Origin of the sequence: Alteromonas sp. RKMC-009 (assembly GCF_003584565.2) — a bacterium.
Lineage (GTDB): Bacteria > Pseudomonadota > Gammaproteobacteria > Enterobacterales > Alteromonadaceae > Alteromonas.
The window spans coordinates 172013-195094 of record NZ_CP031010.1 but is presented as its reverse complement, the minus strand read 5'-3'; the positions used below and the strand labels follow the sequence as shown (position 1 = coordinate 195094).

The 23082-nt window shown below is 49.4% G+C and carries 18 protein-coding genes and 1 pseudogene; 3 read left to right on the top strand and 16 right to left on the bottom strand.

Annotated features, from left to right (window positions below; all coding sequences use genetic code 11):
- Positions 1-36: 36 nt before the first annotated feature.
- From DS731_RS00855 to DS731_RS00835, 5 genes are all read right to left on the bottom strand, one after another.
- Positions 37-2337: a TonB-dependent receptor gene (locus tag DS731_RS00855; RefSeq protein WP_150154205.1), complete on the bottom strand. Its 2301-nt coding sequence runs from the start codon at positions 2335-2337 to the stop codon at positions 37-39.
- Between the two features lie 260 nt (positions 2338-2597).
- Positions 2598-3020: a VOC family protein gene (locus DS731_RS00850; protein WP_119499555.1), complete on the bottom strand. Its 423-nt coding sequence runs from the start codon at positions 3018-3020 to the stop codon at positions 2598-2600.
- 2 nt (positions 3021-3022) lie between these two features.
- A complete protein-coding gene (locus DS731_RS00845; protein WP_119499554.1) occupies positions 3023-3796 on the bottom strand; it encodes an SDR family NAD(P)-dependent oxidoreductase in 774 nt (257 codons plus the stop codon).
- An 8-nt stretch (positions 3797-3804) separates the two neighbouring features.
- On the bottom strand, positions 3805-5133 hold the full coding sequence (gene hisD / locus DS731_RS00840; protein WP_119499553.1) for a histidinol dehydrogenase: 1329 nt from the start codon (positions 5131-5133) through the stop codon (positions 3805-3807).
- A 26-nt stretch (positions 5134-5159) separates the two neighbouring features.
- The gene (locus DS731_RS00835; RefSeq protein WP_119499552.1) at positions 5160-5459 is read right to left on the bottom strand and encodes an antibiotic biosynthesis monooxygenase family protein; all 300 of its coding nucleotides are present in this window, start codon (positions 5457-5459) and stop codon (positions 5160-5162) included.
- A 222-nt stretch (positions 5460-5681) separates the two neighbouring features.
- On the opposite strand from DS731_RS00835, the gene DS731_RS00830 reads away from it, so the two are divergent.
- Positions 5682-6614 (top strand): NAD-dependent epimerase/dehydratase family protein, encoded by a 933-nt coding sequence (locus DS731_RS00830; RefSeq protein ID WP_202980694.1) that lies wholly within the window; start codon positions 5682-5684, stop codon positions 6612-6614.
- Positions 6615-6856: 242 nt separating this feature from the next.
- Here DS731_RS00830 and DS731_RS00825 read toward each other — a convergent pair whose 3' ends face one another.
- From DS731_RS00825 to DS731_RS00815, 3 genes are all read right to left on the bottom strand, one after another.
- Positions 6857-9058, bottom strand: coding sequence for a TonB-dependent receptor (locus DS731_RS00825; protein ID WP_119499550.1), 2202 nt, complete (start codon positions 9056-9058; stop codon positions 6857-6859).
- A 258-nt stretch (positions 9059-9316) separates the two neighbouring features.
- Positions 9317-10396: a nuclear transport factor 2 family protein gene (locus DS731_RS00820; protein ID WP_119499549.1), complete on the bottom strand. Its 1080-nt coding sequence runs from the start codon at positions 10394-10396 to the stop codon at positions 9317-9319.
- Between the two features lie 183 nt (positions 10397-10579).
- Positions 10580-11578: a LacI family DNA-binding transcriptional regulator gene (locus DS731_RS00815; protein WP_150154203.1), complete on the bottom strand. Its 999-nt coding sequence runs from the start codon at positions 11576-11578 to the stop codon at positions 10580-10582.
- 306 nt (positions 11579-11884) lie between these two features.
- On the opposite strand from DS731_RS00815, the gene DS731_RS00810 reads away from it, so the two are divergent.
- Positions 11885-12661: a nuclear transport factor 2 family protein gene (locus tag DS731_RS00810; protein WP_202980693.1), complete on the top strand. Its 777-nt coding sequence runs from the start codon at positions 11885-11887 to the stop codon at positions 12659-12661.
- 33 nt (positions 12662-12694) lie between these two features.
- Here DS731_RS00810 and DS731_RS00805 read toward each other — a convergent pair.
- From DS731_RS00805 to DS731_RS00765, 8 genes and pseudogenes are all read right to left on the bottom strand, one after another.
- Positions 12695-13735, bottom strand: a pseudogene (locus tag DS731_RS00805) (IS481 family transposase).
- Positions 13736-14047: 312 nt separating this feature from the next.
- On the bottom strand, positions 14048-14455 hold the full coding sequence (locus tag DS731_RS00795; protein ID WP_232373453.1) for a gamma-glutamylcyclotransferase family protein: 408 nt from the start codon (positions 14453-14455) through the stop codon (positions 14048-14050).
- A 55-nt stretch (positions 14456-14510) separates the two neighbouring features.
- On the bottom strand, positions 14511-16835 hold the full coding sequence (locus DS731_RS00790; protein ID WP_119499547.1) for a TonB-dependent receptor: 2325 nt from the start codon (positions 16833-16835) through the stop codon (positions 14511-14513).
- Positions 16836-17096: 261 nt separating this feature from the next.
- Complete coding sequence (locus DS731_RS00785; protein WP_119499546.1) at positions 17097-18797, bottom strand: FAD-dependent oxidoreductase; 1701 nt, start codon at positions 18795-18797, stop codon at positions 17097-17099.
- Positions 18794-19369 carry a gluconate 2-dehydrogenase subunit 3 family protein gene (locus DS731_RS00780; protein WP_119499545.1) on the bottom strand — a complete coding sequence of 192 codons (576 nt, stop codon included), beginning with the start codon at positions 19367-19369 and terminating at the stop codon, positions 18794-18796. Before DS731_RS00780 ends, DS731_RS00785 begins: the two co-directional genes overlap by 4 nt.
- Positions 19370-19407: 38 nt before the next feature.
- Positions 19408-19803: a C-glycoside deglycosidase beta subunit domain-containing protein gene (locus DS731_RS00775; protein ID WP_119499544.1), complete on the bottom strand. Its 396-nt coding sequence runs from the start codon at positions 19801-19803 to the stop codon at positions 19408-19410.
- 12 nt (positions 19804-19815) lie between these two features.
- The gene (locus DS731_RS00770; protein ID WP_119499543.1) at positions 19816-20805 is read right to left on the bottom strand and encodes a sugar phosphate isomerase/epimerase family protein; all 990 of its coding nucleotides are present in this window, start codon (positions 20803-20805) and stop codon (positions 19816-19818) included.
- Positions 20806-20838: 33 nt separating this feature from the next.
- A complete protein-coding gene (locus tag DS731_RS00765) occupies positions 20839-22065 on the bottom strand; it encodes an MFS transporter (RefSeq protein ID WP_119499542.1) in 1227 nt (408 codons plus the stop codon).
- A 229-nt stretch (positions 22066-22294) separates the two neighbouring features.
- Between DS731_RS00765 and DS731_RS00760 the strand changes: the two genes are divergently transcribed.
- A complete protein-coding gene (locus tag DS731_RS00760; protein WP_161599060.1) occupies positions 22295-22951 on the top strand; it encodes a TetR/AcrR family transcriptional regulator in 657 nt (218 codons plus the stop codon).
- Positions 22952-23082 lie beyond the last annotated feature (131 nt).

The following is a 23082-nucleotide window of genomic DNA, read 5'->3' as shown; positions in this document are numbered from 1 at the left end:
AGTTAACTGTCAGCGGGGTTTTCTCTTATCTGTATATCAGAAGTTGTACTTAGCTCTGACACCGTAAGTACGTGGTGCTTTCAGTGCTGCATAAGTAGCGGTTGATGCCGGGCGATGTATTGCGGCAGTCAGTACCGTTTCGTCAGTGATATTGTTTCCGTACACAGTCACTGTCCAGGCCCCGCCGTTGTCTAGTGTAAATGATAGATCTGTGACACCAACAGCATCCTGTTTTTGTGAATCTTCGTAACCAATATCTAGATAGCGTTCTGTTTCGTAGTGATGCCAGACTGAGCCCACCAGATAAAGCCCGTCACTGAGTTCGAATGTGTGTTCGTACCCCAGATTCAATGTCCATTCAGGACTATTGAGTGCCGGTTTACCGGAACAATCAACCACCAGAGTAGTACCGTCATCATCGGGAGTAGTTGCACAGGTGGTTACTGTTGTGTCTGCTCCTGCTCCGTCATAAATGAACTCATCGTAACTGGCATCCAGATACTGAATATTCGCTTTCAGCAAACCGTAATCGCTGACAGCATACTGAATATCTACCTCTGCCCCCTGCATGGTGGCAGCACCGGCATTACGAGTGAGAGAACCAAATGCGCCGGACGGTAAGTAACCCAGATAAGTCACCTGCTGATCTTTATAGTCCCAGTAAAAAGCTTCAATGTTCAGCTGTAGCTGATTATCCATAAAGCGATTTTTACTACCGGCCACCAGCGCGCCGATTTCTTCCGGTTCATAGGAGTTATCGACAGAGTCAGCAAAGAAGCCGCCCGATTTAAAGCCGGTGGTGTAGTTCACATACAGCATGGAATCTGCATTCACATCGTATTCAATTCCCGCGCGGTAGGTGAAGTTGCTGAAAGAGCGCTCGTCTTCAGCCTGCACAGTGTCGGGCGTATTGTTAAAGTCGTATAAGTTATACGTTTCCAGCGTCAGCGGGGACTGACGCACCTGCATCTCTTTTTCTTCATCAGTGAAACGGGCACCTAAAGTAAAGCGGAGGTTATCAGTGGCCGACCAGGTCATTTGTCCGAACACCGCCTGACTGTCTGTGCCTAGATCAGAGTAAACATACTCACCAGCCGGCCCCCATAATGAAGCAGCAAAGGAAAAAGGCGCCGCCCAGGTCAAAGATTTTTGATCTTCAGCGTAAATGAATGCACCGGCAACGTACTTAATTGCGCCGGTATCGTTTGAGGCGAAGCGCACTTCCAGTGAACTTTGCTTATTCTCGTCCTGGTTGATAACCGGAAAACCAGGCAAGTAGAAGGTTGTGTCAGGCTCAGCCACGCGGTAAGAAGGAATAACCGTCAGCGAGCCACTGTCAAAGTGAGCGTTGATAGTGGCGGACACCCCCCAGAAAGTACTGTCCTGATAGCCTTCGTAATCAACGCCCTCGTCAGCGTCATAGAAATTGAAGGTCTCAAAATCCATGTAAGTACTGACAAACTCAGGGCGGCTGAGGAAAAAGGAGGTGGGTTGGGCTGCTTCAAATGCCGCTATACTCACCGGGTCTGCACCACCAATCCGCTCATCAATTTCCGGCGCGCCGTCAGAGATCAGCACACTGCCCGCACCTTTGCCGCCAGCCTTGTAGTAGTCACCGCTCAGCAATACGTCATATTTATCATTGGGGGCATACAGGTAGTGCACCCGCAACGCTTTTCCGTCTTCGTCATCATAACCGTCTGATAAATACCCGTCGCGGCTGACCCACTGCCCGGAAATGCGCAAAGCTGAGTTGTCACTGACAGCAACATTTACCGCGCCCGCCAACTGACGTGAATTATAATTTCCAACACTGCCGCTAATGTAGCCCTCTGTGTAGCCCAACTCAGGCTTGCGGGAAATAACATTGATAGCACCGCCGGTAGCATTACGGCCGTAAAGCGTTCCCTGAGGTCCTTTCAGCAGCTCAAGTCGCTCAAGGTCGAAAAAAGTTCCCACCACGGAACCAGGACGGCCAATGTAAACACCGTCGTAGTTGAAGGCCACCGCGTTTTCGGCAAACGCATTCGTACCCTGCGTACCCACACCCCGTACGTAAAAACTGTTCCCTGTGCCGCCGGTCTTGTTGATTTGCAGTGCAGGCACTAAAAATGACAATTGATCAGGCTGCGTAATACCGCTCTTCTCCAACTGCTTTGTGGAAATGGCCGATACCGCCAGTGCCGCTTTCTGCACATTCTCAGTACGGTGCTGGGAAGTGATTTCAATAACCTCCAGGCCGGACTGCGCGGTTTCATTATCTGATTGTGCATAAGCCGGGGTCACGGCAGCAGCAACAGCCAGGGCGAGCATGGTAGGGATTCGCGTTTTGTTCACAGGTTTGTACTCCAGGTTCTCTCATCCGTTTGTGAAACGCCGGGGCGGTTTATTATCCTGGCGACAAAATAGTGCGCCGGCTAACCGCTATGAGCAATCACAATTGATTAACAACGGAACAACAATAGAGAAACGTGAAGATTAAATTAAATCGTCATTACCGATGCCAGATATTCGTAACGGCAATAGTGAATGTCGGGCGAAAAAAAACGGCAGTGTGATAAACACACTGCCGTTACGGACAACAGAAACGCAGGCAGTTAGCTTCTGTTTTCTTCAACAAATTCAATAAGGTTTCCTGCGCAATCGCGGATAAAGCAGCCTTTACCAAACTTCTCCCTGACCACGAAGGCAACATCGGCTCCCCGAGCTTCCACAACGTCGAGAAAGCGTTCCAGATCAGGTACTTTGAACGCCACGTGTTTATTGCCGTGGGTTTTTACATCTTGCGGTGGATGCCGCCTTTCTTCGGGCAACGAAGCCGCCCCTTCCACTTCAAATATTTCGAAGCGCAGGTCACCCCGTCGTACCATCGCCACCTTCGCCCTGGCAGCTTCGATGTAAAATTCCCGCTCGGTGGCAAAGTCCAGCACGCTGGCATACCAGGTTTTTGCCTGTTCAAGATCAGGCACACTTACACCGCCATGATGGAATATAAATTCCGGTAACACGTTATCAGTCATGCTTACTCCGCTGTCCAGCCACCGTCGACTACCAGACTGGTGCCGGTCATTAATGCGGATGCATCTGATGCCAGAAACAATGCCGCGCCCATAAGATCCTGCACATTACCCAGTCTGCCGATTTTGATTTTTTCAAGCACAGAAGCCAGAAAAGCTTTGTCCTCAAAGAAAGGTTTGGTCAGCGGCGTTTCAATAAACGTAGGGGCAATAGTGTTAGTGCGGATCCCGTGCGGAGCGAGATCGAGGGCCATGGCTTTATTCATGCCTTCCAGTGCCCATTTCGATGCACAATATAACGAGCGGTTAACGCCGCCCACATGTCCCATCTGCGATCCGATGTGAATCAGCGACCCTTTAACGCCACCGGCAATCATGCGCTGAATACAGGATTGTGCGACAAAATAGGCGCTTTTCACATTCAGATTAAGTACCGCATCGTAGTCGTCTTCTGTGACTTCAGTGACCGGTTTTGGCCGGTTAGTACCGGCATTATTGACCAGCACATGAAACGGGTCGTGCCGTTCGAAGAAGTCACGCACTGCATTAAGATCACTGACATCCAGTACCTCAGCCTGCGCCTTATCGCCCCGCGCACAAATGGCCTCTGCCGCAGATTGAATTTCGCCGGCGGAGCGGGCAACCAGTGTTACCGATGCCCCGGCTTCCGCCAGTCCGGCAGCAATGGCGAGGCCAATGCCCCGCCCTGCACCGGTAACCAGTGCCCGTTTACCCTCCAGACGAAAGTCCGGTAATGCCGGTAAAGTACTGTTTGTCATAGTGACTCCTAAACCTTCGTTTTTGCGGTGGGTGTAACCGTTCCGGCATACGGCACATCAATATTGCCGTAACGACGCACCCGCAGGTTTGCCTGTTCACCATGACCGGCAAAGCCTTCCAGACCACATAAGCGCGAGCAGTACTCACCGATTAATGCAGAAGCCTCGTCGGTAACCACTTTCTGATAGGTACAGGTTTTAATGAATTTGCCAACCCACAGACCACCGGTATAACGGGCGGCTTTCTTTGTTGGCAACGTGTGGTTAGTACCGATAGCTTTATCGCCATACGCCACATTGGTACGCGGACCAAGGAACAGCGCGCCGTAGTTAGTCATGTTTTTAAGGAAATAATCCGGATCAGCCGTCATTACCTGCACGTGCTCACTGGCAATCTCATCAGCAATCTGCACCATTTCTTCATAGCTTTCTGCCACGATAACTTCACCAAAGGTCTCCCACGCTTTACGGGCATGGTCGGCGGTAGGCAGAATTTCCAGCAGACGCTCAATTTCTGCCATGGTTTCTCTGGCCAGTTTTTCTGAATTAGTCAGCAGCACACCCGGGCTGTCCGGTCCGTGCTCGACCTGACCGAGAATATCAGTAGCACACATTTCACCGTCTACCGACTCATCAGCAATGATCAGAGTTTCTGTAGGACCGGCAAATAAGTCGATACCTACACGGCCATATAACTGACGCTTCGCTTCAGCAACGAACGCATTGCCCGGGCCAACCAGAATATCCACACCACTGATGGTTTCGGTGCCCAGCGCCATTGCGCCGATAGCCTGAATACCGCCCAGCGCATAAATTTCATCCGCACCGGCCAGTGCCTGTGCCGCAACAATGGCAGGTGCAGGTTTGCCTTTAAACGGTGGCGCACAGGTAATAACACGGGGAACACCGGCCACTTTTGCGGTGATAACCGACATGTGAGCGGAAGCCAGCAGCGGATATTTTCCGCCCGGCACATAACAACCGGCAGCGTTTACCGGTAAATTCTTGTGCCCCAGAATCACACCGGGCAGAGTTTCTACTTCTACATCTTTCATGGAGTCGCGCTGAATTTGCGCGAAATTACGCACCTGCGTCTGGGCGAATTCAATGTCTTTCAGATCTTGTGGAGACAGCGAGTCCATACACGCCTGAATTTCTTCCTTTGTCAGCCGGTAATCTTCTCTGTCCCAGTTATCAAATTTAACGGAAAGATCGCGGATAGCCGCATTGCCCCGCTTTTCAATGTCTTCAAGTGTCGCTTCTACAATCTCGCGTACTTTGCGGTCAGCATCTGCTTTAACCTGCGCTTCCGCGCCCCGCTTTAACCAAATAGCCATGGTGGTCTCCGTTACAAATAGGGTAATTAAAAGCCGTCTATCACTGTTCTGGTGTGAACCACCGCCGGCGGGGCAATAAAGAACTCAGACACCAGCGACCGCCAGGCTGCAAAGCCTTCAGACTGCCGGAAAGTTTCCATATGCGCTTCGACAGAGTCCCAGCGCACCAGCAAAACATATTCGCCTTCGTTCTCAATCACTGCATCCAGAGCAAAGCTGTGGCAACCTTCTGCTTGTTTGAAGTGTTCCACAGCCAGAGAGACCGCTTTTTCAAACCGGATCTTGTTCTCAGGAGAAACGACCAGTCGCGCCATTTCTGTCACCATATTTTCACTCCAAAATTTTCAGATTAATTGCTTTGTTAATTTCAGGCATGTTTTCCTGACAAACAAATTCACGCAGTCAACAGGTATAAATCAGTGAGTGTATTTATAAGAAATTAGGGCGTGAAATCCGAATCGGATTTATTAATAAAATGTATCTGGAAAACGAATATTTACGCTTTAAAAGGTGTTTTATTATTTGTATCCACAATGAGAAAAAGGTAAATGCAAATGAAAAGAGTGGTGGTAACCGGCGCAGGCGGTTTCGTAGGACAAAAGTTGTGTGATGCTATTCTGGCAAAGCCGGACTGGCAGTTGATTGCCATTGATATGGTATTACCCGATTTCCTGAAAAATCATGACCGGGTTGCGGCGTTTGAAACCCCTTTTTCTGATGAAACCATGCTGTCAGAAGTGTTCTCATCACCCTGTGATATTCTGTTCCACCTTGCAGCCGTTCCCGGCGGTGCAGCAGAACAGAACCCCGCACTCTCCAAAACAGTGAATCTGGATGGCACACTGACCCTGTTTTCAAAGGCGTGCGAAAATGGTCACCGCCCGCGTATTGTATACACCAGCACCATAGCAGTCCTCGGCGCTCCTATGCCTGACGTGGTAGACGACAATGCCCCGATTGTACCGGCCATGACCTACGGCACGCATAAGGCCATGATAGAGTTAGCTCTGGCTGATTTTTCCCGCCGCAAACTTGCCGATACCGTTACAGTGAGGCTACCTGGCATTGTCGCCCGTCCGCTGGCCAAAAGTGGCCTTAAATCAGCTTTTCTGAGTGATGTATTCCATTTACTCAAAGACGGTCAACCCTATGTTTCTCCGGTGTCTGAACAGGCTACCATGTGGCTGATGTCAGTGAACCAGTGTGTGAATAACCTTTTGAATGCTGCCGTGCTGGACAGCTCACAAATGCCTGTAAGCCGTGTGGTTACGCTGCCTGCAGTGAGAGTCAGTATGCGTGAGTTGGTTCAGGAAATTGCCTCGCAGACCGGCGCGTCTGAAGAACTGGTGAGCTGGAAGCCGGATGCAGCGCTGGAAGAAGGATTTGGAAAACAGCCGCCTTTGTTCACGCCAGCTGCAGAGCATGCGGGATTCCGCCACGACGGTGACATTACAACACTGGTGAAAAACACGCTTTTGTAAATTTATTGTTCTCCACTTGTAAAGCTGTTGATGTGGCGGTATATTCGGTTCATCTTACAGACGGGAGACATTCCAAATGATGTATTTTCTTTGCGATATTTTAACGATGTGCAATCCGGAAATTATTGAGAAAAACGAAGATGCGGAATCACCGGAAATTTCAGAATCGCCGTCATCATAATTGCGAAAAGAATTAAAAAAAGCAGCTTTTATAAAGCTGCTTTTTTGATTTCTGCATACCGTTAATAACGGTATGTGAAATTTAAGCCAAAGGTTCGGGGAGAAGTAACAAAACGTCTGTATGCAGGAAATACATACGTAGTTTGCGCCTCGTCTTCAATATTTCTCACCCACAGCCCCAACGTCCAGTCTGAGTCAGATTCATAACGAATGCTTGCATCGGTGCGGGTGAAGCTTTCCTGCCTCGCTCCGGGCACATAAAACTCAACGGAAGTCATATAGTCACTGGAGTAATTCATTGTGATGCCCGCAATCAGTGAGCCGCTGTCAAGATACCAGCTGTGCTCATAACCCAGCATCGCGGTAAGCTCAGGCGCGTTGACCATTTCCCGCCCTTCAAGTTGATAAGGGCCGCCGTCGATAAACGGGTTGACCGGTAACTCTGTTTCGCCATATTCGGTGTTCAGATAGCTCATGGATGCTTTCAATCTGCCGGCATCTGACACAATCCAGTCAAATGTCGCTTCCGCACCGTAAATAGTGCTGTCTCCGGCATTCAGCACCACCGGGAAAGAAGATATCTCGCCGGTATCACCAACGGGGATATTTTGCAGCGTGGGGACCTGGTAATCCATGTAATCATAGTAGAACACGGCAAAGTTGGCTTGCAGGTGATTGTCCAGCAGCGTGTTCTTCATACCGGCTTCGTAACTGATCAATTCTTCAGGGTCGAAATCCGTCACCGGCACTGTGGTATTAACGCCACCTTGCTTAAACCCGGAAGCAATATGCGCATAAAAAAGCTGATCGTCGCTGACATCATATTCTATACCCGCTTTCCACGTAACTGAGTCGTCTTCCGTGGTCTGACTGTCGGTTTCAAGTTGCACACCCTCGGGATCATACAGCTCATAACTGTTCTCCCGGGTATCATTACTGAAACGCAAACCACCTGTCAGACGCAGGGTATCCGACAACGGATAAGTCATCTGCCCGAAAATGGCTTTTGTCTCACTGGGAGCGAACGCCTGGTTGTAAGTATAAATGGCATCACCCAGTGTCAGCTCCTGTCCGTCACCGCCCACATCCCCCTGACTTTTCAGAAAATAACCGCCAACCATCCACATTACGTCCGAGCTGGCCGGTGAATCAAGGCGTACTTCAACGGTTTTATAATCTGCATTACCGGTATTATCGTCGTAACAATCCGATGAACCACAGGCGAGGAAGATATCCGGGTCTGTAATACCGAACAGATGACTGGTTTTCTCGGAGTTTTCGTGATTTGAATAAGCCGCAATCACATTAACTGTAGCCCAGTCAAAGTCCTGACTCGCCTGCAATGAATAGGTAACCGAGTCACGCTTGTTGAGGCCGGGTTGGTGATACTTGTCGTTTGTCCACGGGTCGTCAGGATTGTCCGTCACCCAACCATCCGGGGCGAAAGCAGCGAGAAACGGCGGAAATGTGAGGTTACCTTCCCATCCTTCTACCGGCACTGTATTTGCCGCATTGCCTTCATAGGTGGATTTCTCGTATTTGAACAACACGCGGGTTTCATCAGAAGGCACATACAGGGCTTTTACCCGTAACGCTGACGAGTCATCTTCCATACTGCCATCACTTAAATAACCATCCCGGCTACTTTTATATCCGGCAACACGAATGGCAAAATCTTCGCCGACGGGTAGATTAAGTGCGCCTTCCAGACGTTTCATACTGAAGTTGCCCAGTTGTGCAGTGACGTAGCCTTCTACGTCACCCAACACCGGGTCGCGGGTGATAACGTTCATCGAGCCGCCAGACGCGTTTCTGCCATACAAGGTTCCCTGCGGCCCCCTTAATACCTCGATTCGTGAGATGTCGAAAGTGCCCGCCTGCACAGATTCAGTTCTGCCGGTATACACACCATCAATCAGCGTTGCCACTGCCGGGTCGGCGAAGGCAGGATCGATCTGGGAACCCACACCACGAATAAATACCTGAGCCCCCTGAGCAATGCCCTGCACTTTCACAGACGGTGTACCTTTAATGGCAGCATCGTAGGAGCTGTCGCCGCGGTTGGTGATGTCATCGCCACTCACTGCGCTGATGGCGATAGCGGTATCATTGATACTCTGCACCCGCTTCTGCGCGGTTACTTCAATCACTTCCAGTGTTTTATCGTCATCTTTCTTATCTGTTTGCGCAGCAGCAGTACCGGCAATGCCGGACAAAGCCAGCACAACCGCACTGGCAAGTGATGTTCTTTGATTAGTTCTCATATCTCATGTCCTTGCTGTTAACGAATCTTCTTTTCACTTATGGGAGCGCTCCCAAAACGTTACAGACAGGAGCGTCTGTGGATGATTATTAAAAATCCTGTTTTACATGCCCAATCGAATTAACAAATCCAAAACATTTGAGTTACAAATACCCGCTAGTTTTGGAAATTAATGTGGAGAGCTCAGAATTAGCCTGACCAGCGGCAAAGCAGCGGCTTCCACGACTGATAAAACGCCGCCCGACCGGGCGGCGATAACTCAATAACTGAATGTTTCTGAAAAGGTGTAGTAAGGCTGAGGAATGGCCGGATAAATCGTTGCGGCTCGTTTCATACTGTAAGACGGGTAGGAATATTCTGGTTTTGAAAAACCATCCGGCATTTCGCCGTCCCGTTCTCCGGTTTGCACCATGCCTTTCTTCTCAAAATCCAGCCATTTATCATCCAGCTTGGGCGTAAAGTCATACGCCATTTGCAAATGCCAGATTTTCCAAACGCCGTTTTCGTTAACGAAGTCGGCGGCATATTTCTCCCAGAAAAACGTACCGTCAACACGTGCGGTATCACCTTCAAATTCAGTGATTAACCCCATGCCCGGTGAATACCAGATCCCTTTCGCTGTTTTACCGTCACCCGCCACCTCGATGACAGGTGTCGTATTGGTATGCATCACCCACTCATGGCCTGCGCCAAGATTCGCTTCTGTCACTTCGATGTCCGGATAAATTTTGGCAATCTTCTCCAGCGCTTTTTGACGGTTGTCCTGATTTATCCTGCCATAAGCACCTTTGATGGTGTTTATGCCATTCATTACCCAGGCAGGGCTTGAGAACTTAGCCGTGGCCGCATTGTCACCATATTCGTCTACCCATATCGCGGTGATTTCTTCCAGATTTAATGCAGCGGCGTGATAGTAAGCATGCTTACTCATCACATTTTGAACTTCCCACATTGCCAGCGCCCGTTCAGCGGCAGAAATGGATTCGCGGGGGTTCATTTTTGCAGACATCATACGGTCGAACTGTCTGAACTCGTTAACGGTCAGCTTGCCGTCACCATTTATATCAATGCCCGGAGGAGCGGGATTCTCATCAAAATCGGCTTTAGTAACAAAACCCCGACCTTTTTCAAACATGCCGAAAGAGGATGCTGGCAAACCAGCATGTTGCCACTCTGCACGGGACATTTTTCCGTCGCGGTTAGTATCAACCGCTTCCAGTACCGGACTAAAATCAGCGTTAGCAACACTCACGCCGGCTCCGGGTTCTGCTGAAGTCGACGCACAGCCAGCTAATATGAACTGTCCAGCGATAAAAGAACTTAAGATTATGCGTTTCACCGTAATGCTCCTTGTTCACGCCGGGAGCAATAGGAATCCCCCGACAGATAGCCAATTGGGATCGCTCCCAAATTTGAAAACTTGACGATGAGACTACTTAAAACTCAGTAATCGGAAAAATCCAATAAACGAATTTAAAACATTTGATTAACAAATAGTGATAAGGAAGTACTCAGAAGAGCATTAAGAAGGAGACTTCAATGATGAACGGTATCTCAGTTCACCTTTGAGATAGACTGGCGAGGTGTCGGGCTGCTCTGCACGCTGTGACGCCAGCACATAGTTTACAATTTCATCGGTGATATGACCCAGAGGATGAGCAAAACTGGCAAGGGAAAACGTCCCCCAGCCAGATATCGTCACATCATCAAACCCGATTATAGATATATCTTCACCCGGCGTAAGTTGAAATTCATTCCGGCACACTTCCATGCAGGCCAGAGCCATATGATCGTTTAACGCAAAAATAGCATCTGTATCAGGGAACCGGGTTAACAGGCGGCGGGTAGCCAGTTTTGCTGATTCAAACTGAAAGTTGCAGTTCTCACCCACCACTTTTGCGCCGCCCAGCTCGCATATCTTGTTTGAAAACGCGCTCACCCTGCGACGGGTAATCACACTCTCTTCCAGTCCTTTCAGTACACCGATGAACCGGTGACCAGCCTCATAGAGCGCCTTCGCGATTTGCTCAGCACCATCAATGTCATCGGTACTGATGCACTTGCAGTTTTCTACCGGGTCCACACTGTTAAACATGATTGTGGGTATACCCGCTTCCGCACAAGCCGCAGCCGTTGTTGTAGCACTGCGACTGGAAGCAAAGATGATAGCATCCAGGCTGTAGTTGAGAATTTCCTCAAGGGTAGGATCATCTCCACGTTCACCGTGTGTCACAAATAAAACAATTCTGTATCCCTGAGATGCCAGCTTGTCTGACAGCAACTGCACAAAGTCAGGATAAAATTGATTATCAAGCTGGGTAATCGCAACGCCCACCAGAAAAGAACGCTTTATTGTGAGAGAACGCGCGGTAGGATTAGGACGATAATGCAGCGTTTTAGCCGCGGCCAGAATTTTTTCCCGCGCCACCGGAGAAACCACTCCACCATTAAAGATCCGCGAAACGGTAGATTTGGAAACACCAGCCAGTCTTGCAACATCTTCTCCGGTTGCTCTGCTCATTTTTCTGACTGTTTTTTTATTATCCGATGACACCCGCTACTCCGACCCTTAACTGAGGAATCTGATCCCTTTCACTTTATTCTACACGCTTCGCGGGCAACAAGAAGAACGGCATCCATAAATTGGATTAACTTCATAACCATTACCAATTTGATAACATTTTAATTACATTGCAATGTATTTTGACAGGTTTGACATCGCGACTTGACATCGCAACAACATGGGAGCGCTCCCATAAGTATTTAGAAAGATTCATCAACGTATTCTCAAATTGTGCACGGCACAAATCAACGTTAAGGAAAGATAATGATTAATTCATCAGTAAAAGCAGTTGCTATGGCAGTGCTTCTCTCTACCACCACCGGCTTTATGGCATCCGGGGAAGCTATGGCAGACAACAGACCGGTTATCAGCAAAGGTGAACACGCGTATATAGCTCTTCAGGTGCAAAACGTGATGAGCAAACATGCCTATTTACATGCTGCGGGTATGAACCTTGAAGAAGTCGACACCCTTTGGGTAGATGCGAAAGGTAAGTTTGCCGATTCTGCCGTTTTTGCCAGCCCGCTGTGGGTGATGGATGGCTTACAAACTGTGCGCAATGCTTATGGTAAAGAAAATCAGAAAAACCGTGAACTGGCATTAAAAGCCATGCAGAAAGTTATGCCGGAACTGAAACTGGAAGAATCAAACCTTGGCGCCGGTCATGAGTGGGCGATGCATACCAACACCACGCCGGTGATTGAAGTGGCCGGTGACGGTAAAACAGCGAAAGGGATCTGGTATTCACCTGGTATGGGCTTAATGGCCAACATTGAAGGCGACGATGCTAAAGTTGGCAGCGTCTTTTTCTGGGAAAAATATGCCGGCGATTTCATTCTGGAAGACGGTAAATGGAAGATCTGGCATTTACAAATGGCCTACGATTTTACGCCTGGCCTGCCTGAATCGATGATTGAAAACTTATCGGTAATCAATGGTGCAGCCGATCACAAAGCAGATACCGGCCCCATGCGTGAAGCCGGAGAACGCATGGAAGGACTGCCGCCAGGCTTTAAATGTACTAGCTCAGACCTGATCTGACAGTTACCCAGTTTTTCTGGTGCCAGCGTCAGATTAGATTTGAGCTAAATTCTTCTCAGCCCAAATCTGTTTCCCATCGATTAATGTTTCCATTGGCGTTCTGCCGCAGCACATTTTGCCCTGATGAGTTCGTTCATTGTTGTAATAATTCAGCCACTCGTCCAGATCTTTCTGCAACATCTCCAGTGAATCATAGAGTTTCTTGCGGAACGTAACCTGATAAAACTCGTTGAGAATGGTTTTGTGGAAGCGTTCACAGATACCGTTTGTCTGGGGATGACGGGCTTTTGTTTTGGTGTGGTCGATATCGTTTATCGCCAGATAGAGCTGGTAATCATGCTGTTCGACCTTCCCACAGTATTCCGTGCCTCTGTCTGTAAGAATTCTGAGCATTGGCAGCTACTGAGCCTCGAAGAACGGCAAGACGCGATCATTCAGTACATCTGCGGAGGTGATAGGCGTCTTCGTTGTGTAGAGCTTAGCAAACGCAATTTTGCTGTAGGTATCAACAAACGTCTGCTGGTAAATCCGACCAACACCTTTCAAATTACCAACATAAAACGTGTCCTGAGAGCCGAGATAGCCTGGATGATGTGTTTCAATTTCACCGCAGGCCTCATCATCCTGCTTCTTCTTTTCCAGTGCCGCAACTTGCTCGTCGGTTAGTATAATTCCTTCCTTCTCGACCTTCTCCTCAAGAGCAGCCAGACGCTTTTTAAAGTTCTCAAGGTTATGACGGAGCCAGATAGAACGCACGCCACTGCCGGACACGAATACGCCTTGCTTGCGAAGTTCATTACTGGTTCTGGCTTGGCCGTGTGCGGGATAATCGACGGCGTGAACGAGTACCGCTTGCTCGGTCTGCTCATCAACGCGATTCTTTAAGTTAGGTGTTCTTCTGGATTTGCTGATTAGTGAATCAACACCGCCATCTTCAACTAACTCCTGATAGCGATAAAACGTGTCTCGGGATACGCCCATCACTTTACAGGCCTTAGAGACGTTGCCGAGTTCTTCGGCCAGATTAAGTAATCCTGCTTTGTGTTTAATGATTGGATTGCTAGTATGCAACATGAGAGTTACCTTTTGGTTTGTTTAATAAAGATTCGACACCTTTATCAAACTGGGTAACTCTCATCTTTTCAAGTCGATGTGTCAGATCTGGTCGGAACTAATTCACTTTAAAAAGCCGGCATATTCGTATCCTGTTTACTCGCCATCACGTCCGGGATTGATTTACCCAAGAATTCCTGAGCCCTACTACACCTTCTCAGAAACCTTCTCGTATTGTAACTGTGATGACACCAGCTATCCGGATAATTCCGGTACCTACGGTATCGTGGCCATTGAAAAGTAACATCGCCGGGGGCTGGTAATTGCCAGCCCCTACTTCAAAACATACACAAAGGCTTTCGTTTTTTCACCGCTTATCAACTGGATCTCGGTTTCTGTTCGCACATACTCTTCACCTTCGAAATCATCGAGACCTTGCCAATGTTTATCCAAAGAGGGAGACGTGAATACCTGACCGTCGATACGTTGCCCATGTGCAGCAAGCTTTAATCCCGGGCAGCCCTGTGCAGCGCCCCACCCTTCTTCAATTAAATGTCCGTGCAGATATCCGGCTTCGAATTCGCCGCCAATTGCGGTAAGTATATGCTCGTTGGGAAACCTTGCCGTAAGGTGCCGTAAACAAATAATGCAGTCATGTTGATACTCCTTTTCAGCAAAGTTTAACTGAATTTGCTTCTGAAAATGAAGTACACCGCCCCCACAAGGTACAACCCGGCCCACAGAAAATTCGGAATAAAGAAAAAGCCAACTCCCGGCGAGTTGGCTTTGGATGAGATTAAAATGCCCAGGAGGCAGCCAGACCGAGTGAGCGCACTGAGTTGAGCCCCCAGGTTTGGTGAATTGAGGCAAAGCCGCGGTTATTCTCACCGGGATCAAAGCCCATAGAGACGGGGTATTTCTCGTCGGTACAGTTATTACAGAATACCCACACCCGTAAGCCGTCATCGGTTTCAAAACCTGCACTGATGTTAAACGTAGTGATGGCATCAAGCTCTGTTGAAGGCGATGCAATACCGTAATTAATATCAGACCGGTAATATACGCTGGCATTAAGGAATCCGTATATCGTTGCCGTGATTTCCTGCTCGTACTGTGCCTTCAGTGTGGATGTGAAATCTGCCGCCAGTGGTGTGGAATACCCGGATGCATCAAAAAAAGCATCATCGGGGCCACACTCTGTTGAGTCTGGCGTACAGGATGCCTGCGCAAATTCATCGAAAGTTGAATCCAGCAGGGCTGCATCCCAGTAGAAAGTCAGGTTGTCACTGGCCAGTGCTCTTACTGAAATTTCAGCACCCCGCGAGGTTACGGTGGCAGCATTCTGGATGATGAAAGCCTGAGCATCGAGATTAAACGACTGCGCCTGGTAATTATCAAAATCGGTATTAAACACTGACAGGTTGAAAATGACCCTATCATCCAGCACTTTGCTCTTAAAGCCTGCTTCGATGGTGGTAGAAATCTCATCTTCAACGGCAAACGGAATCGCTTCGTTATCCTGATTGTCGGTATTAAAGCCCGGCGCTTTATAGCCCTGACCTACCGACACATACATCATCAGGTCGGCGTCATACTGGTACTGTGCCCCCAGCTTCCAGCTCAGATTGGTGTTATCTACTGATTCATTGAATTGTCCACGGGGGCCACCGATACCGATGAAATAATCTTTCTGCATTTGCAGTACATCGGAAGTGACTTCATCCTGCGTTACCCGGGCGCCGGCGGTGGCAGTGAGTTTATCTGTGAGATAGAAATCGAACTGCCCGAAAGCGGCGTAACTGGTCTGGGTGAGTGTAGTCACAGAGTCGTTTCCTAAAAACACATCGTTGCTGTAAGGGCATCCCGGTGGCGGACCGGATATCTCAGCCTCCACACAGAACGGGAACCCAACAGCCACAAACGGCGGCGGCCCCTGCACTTCCAGACTATTTGTCATGTTCGATTCTGAATCAAAATAGAATAAGCCCACCTGACCGGAATAGTTTTCAGTGGCAGGTAACACCAGACGCAATTCATTGGAGAACTGTTCATACTCATTGGTGTTCGGGTTATTTACGATATCGGGCAGTGATGAAAAGTCATTATGCAGGTTCGCGTCACTGTCGAAGTAGCGCCACGCAGCGATATTGAAAAGCTCCATACCATTGTTGAATGCGTAAACCACTTCTCCCTGCAGCCCACCGGTTTCTACGTCCTGAAACATCTCACCATCGGAATTATTGGTCATGTTTTCTGGCCCTGGCGTAATGTTGTCTGCTGCCAGTAGCGCGACAATCTCACTGTCAGGATCGACTTCACGGAACGTTCTGGCATAGCGCTCTCCGGTGCCTTCGTTCTTATTGTAGTCACCAATAAAATAAAGGCTCAGCGGACCATCTTCATACAGGTACTTCAATTTAATCCCGGACTTTTCCTGATCTAAGTCCGTACGTTCAGTATTGGGATAGATGTTGTCGATAATACTGTCCTGCATGGAATACAACGCATTGATGCGCAGAGCAGAATTTTCTGATACCGGCAGATTAATAGTGCCTTTTGCAATCTTGCCGGTAGCATCTGTTGGCGTGGTATCTCTTAAATTGTATTCAAATGAGATATTGCCTGAGCTTTCATCAATGACCGGGCGTTTCGTTGCGATATTGACCAGACCTGCCGACGCATTTTTACCGAATAGCAAGCCTTGCGGACCGTTCAGCACTTCCACTGAAGCAATGTCGTTGAAGGGCTGACCGGCGAGTGCATTTCTCCCCAGACTTACGCCGTCAATGGCCAGCGCAACGCTGGGGTCGATAGTCTCGGCAAAAATCTGGGAACCGATGCCACGAATGGCGTAGGTATTGTCCTGTCCCACCTGCAGTGTGGGCGCCATGACAGAGAGTTGTGTCAGTTCATTGATATTCTGTTCTGCCAGATCAGAACCATAGAGCACTTGAACGCTCACCGGCACTTCCTGGAGGTTTTGAGTGGTCCGCTGCGCTTCCACAAGGATAACTTCAAACCCTTGAGACTCCTCAGTTTCAACTGTTTCTTGAGCGTAAAGCACCGGACTGGCAATGGCAGCCGCCAGCGCCGTGACTTTGAAAATTTGCGTGTTTTTCATTTTGGCTTCCTGTATGTCTTCTTATGCGAATGCCTGTGGACGGGTTACCGCAATCTTTGCTGCGTTTCACCATGCCACCGGACATCACTCACATCGCCTTTGTTAACCCCATGTACCGAATGACACATTTAGTTAACAAAAAATAAAATACAGGAATTCCCGCTATCTAAAACGCGAACTTAATGATGAGAGGCATCAAGGAAATTGATACCTCATTATTGGAAAATAGATTCTAAAAATATAAGAAAGGAGGAACCCGGGTCAGATTGCACCCGCTTGCAGCGCTTTCACTGCATAATCTACAGCCCTGGCGGTAAGCGCCATGTAGGTGAGAGACGGGTTCTGACAGGCAGAAGACGCCATTGCTGCGCCATCGGTGACAAACAGATTCGGAATATCGTGGGCTTGATTATAGCCATTGAGTACCGAGGTTTTAGGATCTTTCCCCATTCTTGCTCCGCCCATTTCATGAATAGCCGAGCCTCCGGGATTGGGTTTATCAGAGCCGAACAGCACCTTACCGCCTGCCGCTTCCACCATTTTTGCAGCTTCTTCTTTGGCTGCTGCCAGCAACTTGTATTCGTTATCGCTGAAAGCAAAGTCGATACGCAGTTGGGGTAAGCCATCAGCATCAGTTTTTGTGTCGCTGAGGGTGATGCGGTTGGTCTCTTGTGGCAAACACTCAGCAAAGGTGGTGAGTACGAATTTCCACGGGCCGGGTGCCTGTAACTCATCTTTGAACGCCTCGCCCACACCGGCCTGTCGCATGCCACGGGTCCAGCCAGAACGATAAGCTCCGCCCTGGTATGAGAAGCCGCGCAGGTAAGGTTTGTCATTTTCTTCCAGGTTCACAAAGCGGGGGATCACCACGCCGGTAGGACGGGAGCCGTGATAATAGTGTTCATCGTAACCGGGAATAATGGACGCTACGCCCAGTGTACCGGCATGATCCATGATGTATTTACCCAGCGTGCCCGACGAATTGGCCAGCCCGTCAGGAAAGGCTTCAGACGTGGAACGCAGCATCAATGCAACAGAGTTAAACGCACCGGCACAGAGAAATACCAGCTTTCCGTTATACGTCAGTTTTTCTTTGGTTTTCCGGTCGATAACCGTGACACCGGTAACCCGTTTCGTCTTGTTATCGTAAATCACGGTTTCAACCACGCTGTCGGTTCGCAGGGTTAAGTTTCCGGTTTTCTGCGCCGCTGGCAAAGTGCTGCTTTGGGTACTGAAATAGGCACCGAATGAACAGCCCCGGGAGCAGATATTACGGTACTGGCAGTTCACCCGCCCCTCTTCGGGCTTGCCCTCGGTGAGGTTGGCGGTTCTGCCAATGGTTAAACAGCGATCCGGATAGGTTTTAAAGATCTCCTCGCGCATGTGCTGCTCGACGGCATTTAATGCCATAGGCGGCTGAAACTGCCCGTCGGGTAGCTGGGGCAGATTTTCTTTCGCACCGGAAATACCCACAAAAGACTCTACATAATCATACCAGTCGGCAATATCTTTATAACGGATAGGCCAGTCGGTGCCATGACCGTCTCTGGCGTTCGATTCAAAATCGTAATCACTCCAACGGTAGCATTGCCGGCCCCACATCAGGGAGCGGCCACCCAGGTGATAGCCTCGCAACCATCGAAAGCCCGGTTCCTGCGCAGTTTCGTAACTCTGTTCACTGTCGTCTACCCAGTAGTCTTCCGTCCATTCGGTGAGATGACCGCTGTGTTGCTGAATGGGATAGTGTTTCTCCCAATATGCCTGATCCCCTTCCCCGCGGAATGGCATTTCCCAGGGCGGCGTCATTTCATGTTTATAGCCGGTACGGTGAGGAATATCTTCTCCCCGCTCCAGCATGAGCACTTTTAGCCCTTTTTCGGTGAGCTCTTTTGCCGCCCATCCTCCGGTAATACCGGAGCCAACGACGATGGCATCATAGGTTGTACTATCAGACTGATTCATCCGTACTTCACTCCTGTCCAGTCGTTTGACCAGGCTCTCGGTTCTTCACTCAACGGCACATCCGGCTTGAACTGGCCGGGTATCAGTAAATACTTCAGCTCCTTCGATGCCCCCACCTCAGAGGTGTAGTAAGCCACCAGGATCAGCGACTTTATCTTTTGCCACAGCATGAGCGCAGGCGGCAGGGAAGCAGAAGCTGCGCGGTCGTAGACCTGCGCATCCAGTTTTTCTATCAGGCTGAATTGTTGTTCTGCTTTAACCGACAAAAAATCTGCGCCGGCATAGTCATTCAGTGCAACGGCAAACGTATCAACATCACTTATTTGCGCGCCTTTAAGGGCGTGTTCCGCCGCTTTCATAACAAAAGCGCTGGCATTCACGCCTTTGGCTCCGGGCGTGTCTGTGACCGGGATAACAATATCGCAAAGACAATCCAGCATCGCTTTATGATCAAAAGCAGCAGATGCAGACGTTGCCGCCCAGATAGTATGCGGTGCTACCGTGAGGCCTGCCGCCGCCATTAATGCACCTGCCATAAACTGGCGGCGTGACGAATTAGTTGAGTCAGTCATGCTATGCTCCGACGCGATACGAGAAGGGAATTGCAGGATTAACCCTGCAACGCCAGACGCTTTGTATCTTTAGTGGTAGGCACGAACGGCAGATAAGAAACCCGCATGGTGATGGCAACAGAAATATCATGTTCGCCGTCATCCAGCCCTTCAGGAAGCTTCACCAGTACTTTGGCCTTTTCACCAAAATTCCAGCGTTCACCGTATTCGGTTTCCATCTCATCGAGCGTCCAGGTGTTTCCACGTACAGAAAACAGGGTGTCTTCCCGGGCCACTATTTTGTCATCAACGGTTACTGCAATGTTTTCAACCATCGACAGGCCCAGACCACGATAGTAAGGCAAACGTGCCAGTACACTTACGCCATCAAAACCCGCTTCAGCGCTGGTCACCCGTGTCAGGCTGTTTTCTACAATCACTTTGTTATCAAACATAATAATGACTCCTTAGCGCTGATATTTGTTGATAAGGTTTTCCAGCATTTTTTGCTGGCGTCTGACCTGCTCTACCGAATCCACGGTATGCGCATCTTCAATCCAACGGTTACCTTCATATTCAGAACAAATGTAACCGTCGTAATTACCTTTGGTGAGTACCTGGATAATGCGCTCATAGGGAATGGCCGGCTCAATGCAGTCTTCGGTCATTTCATAGAACTTGCCGTGGATGTTATGAATACGATCCATGTGCGGCAGCATACGTTCCGGCGCAAACGCACCGTTGTGACGCAGGGTTTCAGCCATACCCAGTGAAGGGCCTGTACCACCCATTTCACGCACGTTCTGGATCACATACTCACTGAGAACACGGTCTTCGTAGGCCTTTTCAATGTAATCAGCAATATTCTGCGGCACACCATTACGAATAAAGCGGGCTTTCCAGCAAGGCGGGAATTTATCGAGGAACATGCCCATATCAGGCAGGAAACCCAGCGCGTCAGAGCCGGATTTATCAAATGCTTCGGCGTGACGTAAAATCCACGGATGATCGAAATGCAGCGGGGCATGCACTTCTACCAGCAGTTTAACGCCGGCTTCTTCAGCAAACGGCGCTGCAGCTACCAGTACATCAGGGTCGATTGACACCAGCACACGCATGAACGGCGTACCCAGGCGCTTTGCCAGTGCGATGTCTTTTTTGATGCTTTCCACCTGCTCTTCAAGTGTCATGATGCGACCCTTGTAGCGCTTGTAGTCAATCATGAAATCCAAAGCAACCGGCACTGCGCCATGCTTTTTAATTGATTCGTGCCAGCCTTCAATCGCCGCATCTTCAATGGATTGCTCCGGGTGACCCCAGAACGACTGCTCGCCGATGACTTCAATACCATTCGCGCCCATCTCTGCACACACACGAATACAATCGTCCAGTGTCATTTCACCCAGAAACGTTTCGTTCTGGTAGCTATAAAGGCTCACGCCACGCTTAATTGCCATGTGAGTTTTCTCCCAAAGAGTATTCTTGTTTAATTAGTGCTGACCGGCACTGGCTGTTTTAGAGCCGGAGTCAGACTTGAAGTGAAGAAGCAGGCCGATGCAGCCGGCCGCCAGGCCAATGCCACCCGCCACAGCAAATGCGCCATGCACACTGCCGGTTATCGATTCGATGCGGGCCACCAGCCAGGGGCTGGAGAACTGACCGAAGAAGAAACACGATGCCCACACTCCCATACCCCGACCGCGGTGTTGGGCTGGGACTTTAGTTTGTGTCCAGGCAATCAGACTGGGTACAGACATACCGGCACCGGTTTGTTGAATAACCAGACCCAGAACCAGCATTTCTACGCTGTTGGCGGTGCCCATAATAAGCAGGCCACCACACAGCACTACCAGGAAGCTGCCGATTTGAATTGCATTCGACTTGCCACCCAGTAAGCGGAAGAGGAATGCTCCCACCATTACGAACAAACTGGGAATGGCTGACAATTCGCTGATCCGTGACGGCTCGTTAATGCCGAGCTCGCGGAACACCAGTCCACCGGAAATAATAAATACGTAGTACAGTGCCGATGACAGCAGGGTTACTGCGCCAATCGCAGCCATGGTAGCGGTGGGAAACGGCACTTTGTTGACGGCTTCTACTGCACTGGCGACTCCCGCTTTCACCTGACGCGCCGGCTCTTTTAAATACTTCAGCATCAGCAGGAAAATAACGAAAGCCACTGAGTAAATCAGGAACACGCCGTTCCATTGAATTTCCGTAGCAGGGCCTGCGGTGCGGATAACAATAGCGCCGAGGAACGGCCCGGCCAGTCCTTGCAGGAATAACCAGTCGCGACGACCTTCATCTTCCCAGTAATCAGCAATTAACGTATTTACCGCAGTAATGATGATGGCTTCAGCAAAGCCCAGCAGCAGACGGCTGGCGAACATGGCGTAGATGTCAGTTAAGAAGAAAGGCGCCACACCGAATACACCGTACAGACAGGTTGCCCACAGTAGCAACCGTACCCTGCCGTATTTGTCTACCAGTACACCGGCAAAAGAAGCGGTTAGCGCGATAGTTAACCCGGGCGCCGACACAATTAGCGGCACAAGCTCCCGGGCATTAGGATGGTCTTTGAAGTGGTCGATGATGGACGGCAATGCCGGAAACATCGACACGATGGCGAAGAGAGGAAGAAATGCAGAGATAACAATGATCAGGCCCTGCGGTATTTGCTCCAGCCGTTTGAAAAAAGCGATAACAGATTTCATTCAAAATGGTCCAGCTTCAGAATATGTTCTTAGAATACAGATTCTAAAAATTGGATCAAGCACATTTGTTTAAATAATTTTTTACAACTTTGCCGTAATATTCTAACGTGAGAAAGTAACGGCACTGCCGTGATCACGCCCCGCCACGATAAACCAGTGTTTATCTGCGGCGAAAAACGCTATTATTCAGGGCATAAAATGACGTTAAATTGTTAATTGGAATACCCGTTTGAGTACAGATACTACTGAATTTCACAGGGAACCGAAGCAGAGTCGGAGCCGGGCTTCTCTGGAGCGCTTGCTTCGGGCCGCCGCCGACTTATTAATCGAAAAAGGTTACGCAGAATTTACGCTTCAGGAAGTGAGTAAGCGTGCCAACGTCTCTATCGGTTCTATCTATAACCGCTTTAACAGCAAAGAGAACCTGATCCGTCAGGTTCAGCGCAACGAACTCGAAGCGCTGGAAGTCGACTCAGCTGTAGCAATTAACATGATCCGCAGACAAAACCTGAAGCTCAGGCAACTGGTGCCGGCGGTTATTCGTCAGTATGGCGATATCCTTCGCAAATATCAGGGAATTCTACGGCCGCTAATGGAAATTTCTGTGGTAGATGAAGTGGTGCGGGAAATTGGTAAACAACACGCCTGGCAAAATACCGAGGACTTTCTTAAGCTGCTTTTAGAATGCAAAGATGAAATTACTCAACCCGATCCAACCCGTGCCGTTCACCGTGGTTTTATGTATGCCTATTCTGCTTTATCCCGTTTTCTGGGGCTGGGTTTTGTGGACTCCACCAGTGGTGAAGAAGACTGGGACGAAATGCTGGAAGACTTGAGCGAAATAACACTGCATTACCTGCTCGGACACCCTGATAATATCCGTTAAACCTGTAAAAGCGCTGCAAAGCGCGGTCTGTATGGTGATCAGGGGAAATGGTTGCGAAAGTGAACATAAGGGAAGTCCGCTTTCGCAACCGGTAAGTGTGACACGCAGGCCTGACGACCTTCACGACTCAA